Origin of the sequence: Mycobacterium sp. (assembly GCF_019243155.1) — a bacterium.
GTDB lineage: Bacteria > Actinomycetota > Actinomycetes > Mycobacteriales > Mycobacteriaceae > Mycobacterium.
Map to the genome: position 1 here is coordinate 1 of NZ_JAFAUS010000082.1, position 10155 is coordinate 10155.

A 10155-nucleotide genomic window follows, 5' to 3' on the forward strand; every position below is an offset into this window, starting at 1 on the left:
CTCGGAGCTCGGCGAGCGGATCGTGCACGGCCTGCAAGTCGGTGCCGAGCGCGGCCGCGAGTTGGCCAGCACCGCAGCCGAACGCGGCGCGCCATACGCCGAGGCCGCCCTCGAGCGCGGGCGCGAATTCGCCAGCACCGCAGCCGAACGCGGCGCGCCATACGCGGAAGCCGCCCTCGAGCGCGGGCGCGAATTCGCCAGCACCGCTGCCGATAGAAGCAAGCCGCTCGCCAAGAAGGCACGCAAGCGCAGCGAAGAATTCGCCGACGAAGCCGCCGACCGCGCCGCATATCTCGCCAAGAAGGCACGCCAGCGCAGCGAAGAGCTGGCCGATGACGCCGCCGACTGGGCTGAACCGCTGGCCAAGAAGGCGCGCAAGCGCAGCGAGAAGCTTGCTAAAAAGGCGCGTAAGCGCAGTGAGAAACTCGCCGACATCGCCCGCGAGCGGGGCAGCGATCTGGCAGACACCGCGCGGTCCCGCGCCGAGGATCAGGTCAAGGCGGGCCGCCGCAAGGTCGGCTTGTAGAGCCCGCCACGAAGGCGTCGACGATCGCGTCGACGCTTTGGTCTACGTCGACGGTCATACCGGCCTCATCGGCGCCGAGCGGTTCCAGCGCGTCGAATTGTGAACGCAGCAATTCTGCGGGCATGAAGTGTCCGGTCCTGGCGGCGACTCGGCTCCCGATGAGTTCCGGCGAGCCGGCAAGGTGCAGGAATTCGACGCGTGGGCAGAGTGCGCGCAGCTTGTCGCGGTAGTTCCGCTTGAGCGCGGAACAACTCGCCACTCCCCCGTCGATGTGGGCGGCCAGCCACTCACCGACCTTCTCCAGCCAGGGATAGCGATCGTCATCGGTAAGCGGTTCGCGTGCAGCCATTTTGGCGATGTTGGCGGGCGGATGCAGGGTGTCGGCGTCCACGAACGGAACCCGCAAGCGCCGCGCGAGCGCCACTCCGACGGTCGACTTGCCCGCCCCCGAGACGCCCATCACCACGACGGGTGCCCGCTCGCTCACCTAAGCCTTGTCGCCGAGGTTGCGGTTCCATTCCACCCAGCCGACACCGCCGCGCCCGTCCGCGGTGCGGACGGTGGCCCACACTCTCGGGAACTGGCTGACTCGCCCGTCCGCGGCGACCAGGCGTACCGGGGCCTGGCCGCGCACTTCGATCTCGGCGGCGACCTCCCCCGGCTGGTAAGCCACCGTTGCATTCAGCGGTAAACCGTTGACGTCAAACGACTCTCGCGAGTGGACGGTATGCAATTCCGTCAGGCCGTCGGCGTCTTGCAGGTAGCCGATGCTGAACGCCGGCGCGCCCGGGATTCGAATGTTCACACCGTGCAGATGCGTGCCGTCGTCGAGATGCAGCGCGCTCCAAATCCAGTCCATGCTCCACCAGTCGCGCACCCCCCAGGAGTGATCGCGCTGGCCGCGAACCGAGTCCACCCGGTAAGTGGTGTCGTTGACCGTGACGGTGCCCGACACGGTGCACGGGATCTCGTATCGCGTCGTCAGCCGGTACTTGTACGGAGTGCCGTCGGTCGCCCACGCCAAATTCATCGTCATCTCGACGGGGGTGCCCGGCTCCCCTCGCAGCAAGGCCGCGGGGTCAGGGTAGGACTGCGCACGCGCGCGCACGTCGACGCGATAGGTCTGCAGCGGCGCGCTGGCCGAATGCCCGATCTCGAACGAATCATGCTGCAGCGTCCAGGGATCCGTCGGCAGCGGGATCTGCGCGTCGACGGCAACGGTCGGCATGTCGGGTCCGCACAGCAGCGCGTGCACCCACGCGGTCTGCTGGTTGGCGACCAGCCCGATGCGGAACCAGCCACCCAATCCCTGTGCCGCATCGACGAAGTCGGCGTACCAGCTCTCGCTCCACAGCGGTTCCGCGGTCGCGGCGTGCGCGAGTTCATCGTCGTCGGTGGGCTGGAGCGGCTCGGGCGCCTCGGCTTCGGGCAGCGTCGCCAGCGCATCCGTCTCCAGCACGTGATCACAGTGCCGCGCCAGCATCGTCATGAACATCCGGTCGCCGCGCTCGGTGCGTTCGACCAGCATCGAGGAGACGATCGCCATCATCACGCCGAAAAAGCTCTGTCGCCGAACGCCTTCGGCGACTTCATCCAGGGTGACGGGCGCCGCGGACCCCAGGGCTTCGTGATAGGAACGCAGCAGCATCTCGTAGTGCTCCCGACGATCCTGCGCGGACAGCGAACCGCCGATGAAGTAGGACAGATCGGTCAGGGCCGGACCCCACGACACGGTCTGCCAATCGACGACGGTCAATGCGCGGTCGGCTTCGTCGGTGCCGAACAGCATGTTGTCCAGCCGGTAGTCGCCATGCACCAGACCCTGGATTCGGCCCGGATCCCCCTCCGCGGCCAGGTAGCCGTCGAACGAGGCGACCAGGCGTTCGCACACCACGCGGTGCTCCGGCGCGATCTGGTCGCCGTAACGGTCGACGAAACCGGCGTACAGCGTGGCGACCATGGCCTGGTTGAGCGGGGACTCGCGATTGAGCCACGACGCCTGCGCGAGCGAACTGTCGCCTAACAGCGGGCCATGCAGCCGTCCCAGCTGGTCCGCGACGAGCCGCGCCTGTTCGATTGTGGCGCCTTCGATTTCGTCGCCGACGACCGCCGGTCCGGCATCTCCCAACAACAGATCGAACACGCCCGTCGAGGTGTCGACGGCAGCGTGATAACACGGCGCTATCGGGCCGTCCAGCTGCGGGGCTATGTCGCCGTAGAAGCAGACCTCGCGCTCATAGAGACCCATCGCGAGCCCGGTTTGCCGGCTCACCGTGTCGGTGGCCGCGACCTTGAGCACCACGGACTCGGGCCTGTCGGAGTCAGCCGCGTCGTCGGCGTAGCTGAGCGAGACGCGGTAGCACTCACTCATCTGTCCGGTGCCGATGCGCTCGACGGAGAAATCGGCGATGGGTCCGGCGCCGATCGCTGCGGCCAACCAGGAGGCCGTCAGATCACTGGGTCGCTCGATGACTTGCTCGGTGTCGGCGTGCATGAAGCTCAGCGTGCCAGGTCAACGCGCCAGTGAGAAGCCGTCCCATGCCATCCGGCGGTCCGGATGCGGATCGAACACCACCCGTGACTTGCTGTCGAAAACCATCACTGCACGGTCGGCGGAGGTATAGGCAGGCCAGTCGTCGCCCGGCACCCCGGTGTGGCTGAAGGCGCGCCACCGTCGTTGCACCTGGTTACTGACGCGCAACGCGGCCCGCTGGTCGGCGGCCGCAGTCAGCAGCGCGCCGAAACGAGTGCGATAGATGTCGAAGACCGCGAGCAACTCGGTGGCATGCGTGGCGCCGAATCCCGACCAGCGCAGCGTCCGCGGAGCGTAGTCGTACCGGTAGAGGTAGGTGGGCGCGTGGGCGCCGTGGGCCTCGGCGATCTGCCATGCCGCGGTGCTGAACGCGAAGTCACCGCCGAGTTGGATGCACGCCGCCCGGTCGGGGTATTTCGGGTAGGCCGCGGTAACGCGTTCGCGCGCATCCGGTTCCGCGTCCGCCAGCAGCTCTTCGACCATCGATTTGTTGGTTGGCAGCATCGCCAGGAAGCGGGTGAACAGGCGCCCCTCTTCGGCATTGGTTCCCACGATGAGCGGCACCCGGTGCGCCCGACCGGAGCGCATCGCTTCGACGGGGTCCATCGGCAGCATGTCGTCACCCAGGACGGGGCCAATTGGGAAGGCGCCCAACCTGTTTTGCATGCCCTGGTCGATCAGGCGATGCTGGGCCTGCACCAGTTGCGCCGCCGAGACCTGCATCAGCGCGTTGGCGGCGTCCCGCCTGCGCGCTCCGAGCAGATCGGCGAAGCGGTTCGCGAACTCCGCGGCGACGTCTTTCGACCGCACCAGACCCGACGCCGGGCTTTCCGAGATCGCGCGGGCGAACAGCCCTTTGGCGGCGGGTACCGCAAGCAACGTCGAGGTGATGCAGGCCCCCGCGCTCTCGCCGAAGATCGTGACATTATCGGGATCGCCACCGAATCCGGCGATGTTGTCCTTCACCCACTGCAACGCCAGCACCAGGTCGCGCAGATACAGGTTGCTGTCGATGTTGACGTCCGGTGTCGACAACGACGACAGGTCCACACATCCCAACGCGCCGAGACGGTAGTTGACCGATACATACACACAACCGCGGCGGGCCAGCGCGGCGCCGTCGTAGATCGGTGTCGCCGAGCTGCCCAGGAAATATCCCCCGCCGTGAATGAAAAGCATGACGGGCAGCGGTTCGGCGTTGTCGACCTCGGGAGCAACGACGTTGAGGGTCAGGCAGTCCTCGCTCATGGGCTGGTAGCGGCCGACCCCTAGCAGGGTGTAGCGGCGCTGCTGGGGCGCGCAGTTGGCGAACCCATGGCAATGCCGCACACCCGACCACGGCCGCGCCGGTTGCGGGGCCTGAAAGCGCAGCCGTCCCACGGGCGGCTCGGCGTACGGAATGGATCGCCAGCGGTTGACGCCGTCGCGGGTGAAACCCTCGACGATCCCGATAGCGGTGCGTGCGCGGACAGTGCGCTGATGCATAGCCCGACGGTAACCGACATGACCGCCACCACGCGCGCGTAGCGACTCATTTCGGGGCGTGGCGGTTAGCCTGACTGGATGCGGATAGCCGCCTGGGTCGCAGTGTCGTTGCTGGTTGCCGGCTGCTCGCATACCGTTGACGGTCATTCGGCGCAGGCACCGAGCAGCTTCGCGACGCCGACCGCGAGCAAATCGCCGGGGCCGTCGGCCGTCCCGCCCGCCGGCGCTTCGATCTCGGACGTCATCGCGTGGATCGATGCAGGTCACCCCGCCGATCCGGGTCGCTATCACACTGCCACCCGCGACGGCGCCAGCACACCGCTCGGTGAGGACATCGGCTTCACGGCGGTGGGCGGCAAGGTTTCCTGCATCACCGACTCCAAACACACTCCTGGCGCGGTGTCGTGCCTGGTCAAACTGACCAATCCGCCGCCGGCGCCCCCGACCGCGTACGGGGAGTGGAAAGGCGGCTGGGTCGACTTCGACGGCGTGAGTCTCCAGGTGGGCGCGTCGCGTGGCGACCCGGGCCCGTTCATCAACGGAAATGGGCCCGAACTGACCGGCGGCGATTCGCTGTCGTTCGGTGACTACCGTTGCCGCGCCGATCAGGACGGCCTGTTTTGCGTGAACTATGCCCACCAGTCGGCCGCGCGGTTCGGTCCCGCGGGTATCGAGCCGTTCGGCTGCCTGCACTCGGCGCCACCCCCCGACGGCGTCGGCATTGCGTTCCGCTGCTGAAGCTCAGTCGGCCGTCATGATGGTTGCGAAGAGCTCGCTCATCTCGTCGGCGGGTCCGCCGGGAACGGTGTAACCGGCTTCGTCGCGGATCTCGTCGAGGTGATCGCGCACATCTTCGATGGACAATCCGGGATTGTAGAAACCCCGTGTCCTGCCGATGAAGAATCGCGCGACATGTCCGGCGCCGACGGTGTACACCTCCCCCGAGACCGGGCAATCCCGGTGTGTCAGAAAAGCCGCGACGGGCGCGACCAGGGCGGGATCCAGTTTCTTGAGGTATTGGCCCACAAGGTCGTCCAGCACTGCCTGTTCGGCGGCATCACCTGGAGCACCGGCGCTGTCGATCGAGTGCGTCAGCATCCGCGTGTAAGCAATCGGCGCAACGGCGTTGACCTTGACGCCGTGGTCGGCCCCTTCGGCGGCCAGCACGCGGGTGAAGCCGATTAACCCCGTCTTGGCCGCGCCGTAGTTGCTCATGCGCTCGGCGCCAAGGATTCCCGCGGCCGAGCAGGTGTTGAGCACGCGCCCGTATCGCTGCTCGCGCATGATCTTCCACGCCGGCCGCGTCACATAGAACGCGCCGTTGAAGTGCACATCGACGAGCGGTTCGAGCCGATCCGCGGTCATCTCCTCGAACGGCGCATCGCCGACGATGCCCGCATTGTTGATGACGATGTCGACCCGCCCCCAGGTACGCATGGCGGTGTCGATGATCGCCGCTGCCTCTTCGGGATTCGTCACGCTGTGACTGTCGGCGACGGCCTCACCGCCCTGCCGGCGGATCTCCTCGGCCGCTTCATCGGCCGCCTCCCCATTGGAGCCGTCCCCGGTTACCGATCCGCCGATGTCGTTGACCACGACCCGCGCGCCTCGCGCGGCCAGCAGTAAGGCGTACTGCCTGCCCAGGCCGCGGCCGGCGCCGGTGATGACGGCAACCTGGTCGTCGAATCGCAGTTCGTTGGACGGTGTCACCAGCTCACCGAAAGTTCTTTCATGCCATAGATGTTGGCGGCTTTGAACCTCAGCTCCTCCGGTGGTACCGCCAACCTGAGCGCGGGCAGGCGACGCGCCAGCGTGGCGAACGCGACCTGCATCTCGACCCGGGCCAGGTTCGCCCCGATGCATTGATGTACCCCGTAGCCGAACCCCAAGTGTCCTCGGGTGTTTCGGTCGGCGTCGAAGACATCGGGATCGTCGACGAATTCGGCGTCCCAATTCCCGGCCGGCAGGTTCATCATGACGAACTCCCCCGCTCGGATGAGCTGACCACCGATCACGAGGTCTTCCGTCGCCACGCGATCGACCTGGCTGTGCACGATGGTGAGGTAGCGCATCAGCTCTTCGACGATGTTTGCGATGACCATCGGATCGTCGGTTTGCCCGAGGCGCTCGAACACATCCGGATGTTCCAGCAGCGCAACCGTTCCCAGCGAGATCATATTGGCGGTGGTCTCATGGCCGGCCTGCATCATGATCACCGCGTTCATCGCCGTGGTGGGGTGATCGAGCTGGCCGGTCGCGACGTACTCGGTGACCAGGCGACTGATCAGATCGTCGCCGGGTTCCCGTTCTTTGCGCTCAACCAACTCCTCGATGTAGGCGTACATCGCCCCGAAGGCTTGCCCCTTCTCCTCATCGGTGGAGCGCTGATCCAGCCCCACGGTGGTGTGGTGCTGGAAGAGTCCGAGATCTTCCGGCGGCACCCCCAGCAGCAGCGCGATCACCAACGACGGCACCGGCAAGGCGAATTCACGCACCAGATCGGCCGGCGCCCCCTTCTTGAGCATTTCGCCCAGATAGTGGTCGACCGTGCCCTGGATCTGCGGCCGCATCGACTCACAGCGCCTGAAGGTGAAGTTGCTGGTCATCATGCGCCGCAACCGATGATGCTCGGGATCGTCGGTCCGGGCGAACATCACCGGGATCTTGTTGTCGGCGTCGGTCGGCATGATCGCGTCCGGAATGGTCTTCGCGGACAGCCGCGGATCGACCAGCGCGGCCCTGATGTCGGAGTAGCGGCTGACCACCCAGACCGGATTGCCCTGGAACATCGCCTTTCTGAGCCCCGGCTGCTCGCGCCAGTCCGCGAACTCGGGCGGGGGCGCGAGCGGGCAGTGCGCAGCCCGCGGAACCGGCAGCACGGGAAGATCAGCGTCAGACCGAATATCGGAAGTTGTTGACATAAACCGCGTTTCCCATTAAGTGTCAGTTACCTGCCAGTTCTAGAGCCTAGAGTGATGCTTGTTGACAGTCAACTGTCAGTTACGCTGTGACGATGACAGCGCTTGAGGACCGTCCGTTGCGTGCGGATGCCGCGCGCAACGTCGAGCGCATCCTGCGCGCCGCGCGAGACGTCTACGCCGAGCTGGGCCCGGATGCGCCGGTGGAGGCCGTCGCACGCCGCGCGGGCGTCGGCGAGCGGACGCTCTACCGCAGGTTTCCGACGAAGGGCGATCTCGTCCGGGCCGCCCTCGATCAAAGCATCGCCGAGGACCTCACGCCCGCGATCGACAAAGCCCGCCGCGCCCACGACCCGCTTCGGGGTCTGACCCATCTGGTCGAAGCGGCAATATCGCTGGGGGCCCGCGAGCACAACCTGCTGAAGGCCGCGCAACGGGCCGGCTCACTCACGGCTGACATCTCGACGTCACTCGATGAGGCGCTCGGCGACCTTCTCCGCGAAGGCCAGCGCGTCGGCCGGATTCGCGCCGACCTGGTCGCCGACGACCTGCCTCGCCTGGTCGCGATGCTCTACGGCGTGCTGTCCACGATGGACGCGGACAGCGGTGGCTGGCGCCGGTACGTCGCCCTCATCGTCGATGCGATAGCGGTCGACGAGCGAGCGCCGTTGCCTCCGGCCGCCGCCTTGCGTTACACAACGGAACCGAATACCTGGCCGCTGTAGAGCTTTAGTTGATCGTCACCCCCGCGTCGACCTTGAACTCCAGTCCCGTCACATAGCGGGACTCGTCGGACAGCAGAAACAGCACCGCGCTGCTGACGTCGGCGGGCTCCACCGCCGGCGTAGGCAGCGCGTTGATAAAGATGGGAATCAGGTCGGACCGTTGCTCCCCAAGCAGCGGTCCGAACGACGGCGGAAGCATTCCGGTGGGCACACCCGTGGGAAGCACGGTATTCACCCGGATGCTCTGTGCGGCAAGCTCGTTCGCCAGGGCCAGGGTCAGGCCGACGACGCCGTGCTTGGCCGCCGTGTAGGGCGTTTGCAGCGGAAAGCCTTTCATGGCACCGGCAGAGCTGACGTTGACCAGGCTGCCTCCACCCTGGTTGAGCAGGTGTGGGATCGCGGCCGCGCAGGTGTTCCACACCCCGATGAGGTTGACGTCGACCACCGTGCGCCATTGTTCGGCGGTGGTGTTGTCCCAGGATGCCACCGTGAGCACGCCGGCGTTGGCGACCGCCCCGTCCAGTCCGCCCAGCTCGCTTACTCCCTCGTCGACCGCGGACCGCAGTTGCGTGTCGTCGCGCACGTCGACAATGCGACTCACGCAGCGGTGACCGAAATCCGTTACCAACCTTACTGTTTCGGCAAGATCATCCTCGGTGGCCAAGGGATACTCGATCTGCGGCAAGGATTGGCAGATGTCGACCAGGATGAGGTCCGCACCCTCTTGCGCAAGCCGCAGCGCGTGACTGCGCCCCATGCCGCGTGCGGCGCCGGTGACCAGAAAGCGTTTACCGGCAACGCGTCCCGGGGCTGAAGTAGTCAGGTTACTGCTCGTTCCACATCAGGCCGCGCATCGTCGTTGAGAGCGGGATGTCCTCCACCGCGATCAGCCCCTTGGGCGCGCGGCACACCCAGTCGATCGCATTGACGGCCCGCCCCGCGGTCGAGATGCAGCCGGCATCGGTCGAATCGAAAACCGGGTGGGAAACGTGGGTGTTGATTTCCACCCGCGGTTCGCCTTCCACGACGACACGGTGCACGCCGGTATGACCCTCGGGCGGGAATTCCCAGTCGGGCGCCGCGGCTTGCGTGAGCCTGGTGACGTGCTCCAGGGTGATCACCGGGTTGCCGTCGCGCACGCCCTCGGTGGCAAAGCGCACCGCGGCCATCTGTCCCGGCTGCACCGTCATCATGGTGCACTCGATTCGTTCCGGCGTGTACCAAGGTTCGACGCGCTGGCGTACTTCGTCGAGCTTGATGTCGAGGTTGTCCGCCAGACTGCGGACCTGACCGCCCCACATCGACACGACTACGCCGGGCAGGAACATCATCGGCGCGTCGTCGTCCGGCGTCGTTCCGAAACCCATTGCAGCACCGGTGAACTCGGCATCGTCATAGTTTCCGTAGTCGAAGATCTCCTGCACCGTGATGGACGAGACGCGGGTGGTCAGGCTGGCCGCGGAGTGCACCAACGTATCGCCGGAGAAGCCTGGGTCGATGCCGTTGACGTAGAGCGAGGTGTTGCCGGCCGCACAGGCACGCTCCAAGGGATCCCGGAGCCAATCGTCGGCATGACGTGGCGTGACCAGCCAGACCATCGACGTACCGACGACGTTGATGCCGGCCGCGAGGAACTTGGCCATCTGTTCGATGGCTTCCATCGGACGAGTCTCACCCTGGGACGTATAGACCACGCAGTCGGCGTGCAGGGCCACCAGCGCATCGATGTCGTCGGTCGCGAGGATTCCGGTCGGCTCGTCCAATCCGCAGAGTTCCGCCGCATCGCGGCCGATCTTCTCGGTGCTTGCGGCGTGCACCCCGACAAGTTCGAGATCCGGTCGCCCGATGATCGCCCGCAACGAGTGCCGGCCTACGTTTCCGGTCGAGAATTGAATGACTCTGCGCACTTCTGTGATCCTTCCAGCAGGCTCAGTAATCCGGTATCGGCAGCGGCGAATTGTTGGAATC

General features: G+C 66.3%; 9 protein-coding genes and 1 pseudogene. 3 read left to right on the forward strand and 7 right to left on the reverse strand.

The genetic code is table 11. The annotated features are described in order from the left end of the window. Positions 1 to 526: pseudogene (locus JOZ00_RS04300) on the forward strand (DoxX subfamily protein); the annotation flags it as partial. On the opposite strand, the gene JOZ00_RS04305 reads toward JOZ00_RS04300, so the two are convergent. The 3 genes from JOZ00_RS04305 to JOZ00_RS04315 are packed head-to-tail and all read right to left on the reverse strand — an operon-like array spanning position 495 to position 4544. After that, the gene (locus JOZ00_RS04305; RefSeq protein WP_293340112.1) at positions 495 to 1013 is read right to left on the reverse strand and encodes a gluconokinase; all 519 of its coding nucleotides are present in this window, start codon (positions 1011 to 1013) and stop codon (positions 495 to 497) included. The pseudogene JOZ00_RS04300 and the gene JOZ00_RS04305 overlap by 32 nt on opposite strands. Further along, entirely contained in the window at positions 1014 to 3020 is a 2007-nt protein-coding gene (locus JOZ00_RS04310; protein ID WP_293340115.1) for an oxidoreductase family protein, read from the reverse strand. Positions 3021 to 3038: 18 nt separating this feature from the next. Then, positions 3039 to 4544, reverse strand: a complete 1506-nt coding sequence (locus JOZ00_RS04315; RefSeq protein WP_293340117.1) for a carboxylesterase/lipase family protein — start codon at positions 4542 to 4544, stop codon at positions 3039 to 3041. A 78-nt stretch (positions 4545 to 4622) separates the two neighbouring features. On the opposite strand from JOZ00_RS04315, the gene JOZ00_RS04320 reads away from it, so the two are divergent. Beyond that, positions 4623 to 5282: a hypothetical protein gene (locus tag JOZ00_RS04320; protein ID WP_293340120.1), complete on the forward strand. Its 660-nt coding sequence runs from the start codon at positions 4623 to 4625 to the stop codon at positions 5280 to 5282. Between the two features lie 3 nt (positions 5283 to 5285). Here the strand turns inward: JOZ00_RS04320 and JOZ00_RS04325 are convergent, their stop codons facing one another. Both JOZ00_RS04325 and JOZ00_RS04330 read right to left on the reverse strand, forming a co-directional pair. Then, the gene (locus JOZ00_RS04325; RefSeq protein ID WP_293340134.1) at positions 5286 to 6257 is read right to left on the reverse strand and encodes an SDR family NAD(P)-dependent oxidoreductase; all 972 of its coding nucleotides are present in this window, start codon (positions 6255 to 6257) and stop codon (positions 5286 to 5288) included. Further along, positions 6251 to 7465 carry a cytochrome P450 gene (locus JOZ00_RS04330; protein WP_293340122.1) on the reverse strand — a complete coding sequence of 405 codons (1215 nt, stop codon included), beginning with the start codon at positions 7463 to 7465 and terminating at the stop codon, positions 6251 to 6253. Before JOZ00_RS04330 ends, JOZ00_RS04325 begins: the two co-directional genes overlap by 7 nt. 92 nt (positions 7466 to 7557) lie before the next feature. Here JOZ00_RS04330 and JOZ00_RS04335 point away from each other — a divergent pair, with 92 nt between their 5' ends. Continuing rightward, the gene (locus JOZ00_RS04335; protein ID WP_293340125.1) at positions 7558 to 8187 is read left to right on the forward strand and encodes a TetR/AcrR family transcriptional regulator; all 630 of its coding nucleotides are present in this window, start codon (positions 7558 to 7560) and stop codon (positions 8185 to 8187) included. A gap of 4 nt (positions 8188 to 8191) precedes the next feature. On the opposite strand, the gene JOZ00_RS04340 is transcribed toward JOZ00_RS04335, so the two are convergent. Together JOZ00_RS04340 and JOZ00_RS04345 are read right to left on the reverse strand one after the other, a co-directional pair. Continuing rightward, positions 8192 to 8944, reverse strand: coding sequence for a mycofactocin-coupled SDR family oxidoreductase (locus JOZ00_RS04340; protein WP_293340128.1), 753 nt, complete (start codon positions 8942 to 8944; stop codon positions 8192 to 8194). Positions 8945 to 9011: 67 nt separating this feature from the next. After that, positions 9012 to 10094 carry a dihydrodipicolinate reductase gene (locus JOZ00_RS04345; RefSeq protein WP_293340131.1) on the reverse strand — a complete coding sequence of 361 codons (1083 nt, stop codon included), beginning with the start codon at positions 10092 to 10094 and terminating at the stop codon, positions 9012 to 9014. Between the last annotated feature and the right edge of the window lie 61 nt (positions 10095 to 10155).

Excerpts from the sequence above, each read along its gene's own strand:
- JOZ00_RS04310 (WP_293340115.1), bottom strand. The coding sequence starts at position 3,020 with ATGCACGCCGACACCGAGCAAGTCATCGAGCGACCCAGTGATCTGACG.
- JOZ00_RS04315 (WP_293340117.1), bottom strand. The coding sequence starts at position 4,544 with ATGCATCAGCGCACTGTCCGCGCACGCACCGCTATCGGGATCGTCGAG.
- JOZ00_RS04320 (WP_293340120.1), top strand. The coding sequence starts at position 4,623 with ATGCGGATAGCCGCCTGGGTCGCAGTGTCGTTGCTGGTTGCCGGCTGC.
- JOZ00_RS04330 (WP_293340122.1), bottom strand. The coding sequence starts at position 7,465 with ATGTCAACAACTTCCGATATTCGGTCTGACGCTGATCTTCCCGTGCTG.
- JOZ00_RS04335 (WP_293340125.1), top strand. The coding sequence starts at position 7,558 with ATGACAGCGCTTGAGGACCGTCCGTTGCGTGCGGATGCCGCGCGCAAC.
- JOZ00_RS04340 (WP_293340128.1), bottom strand. The coding sequence starts at position 8,944 with ATGGGGCGCAGTCACGCGCTGCGGCTTGCGCAAGAGGGTGCGGACCTC.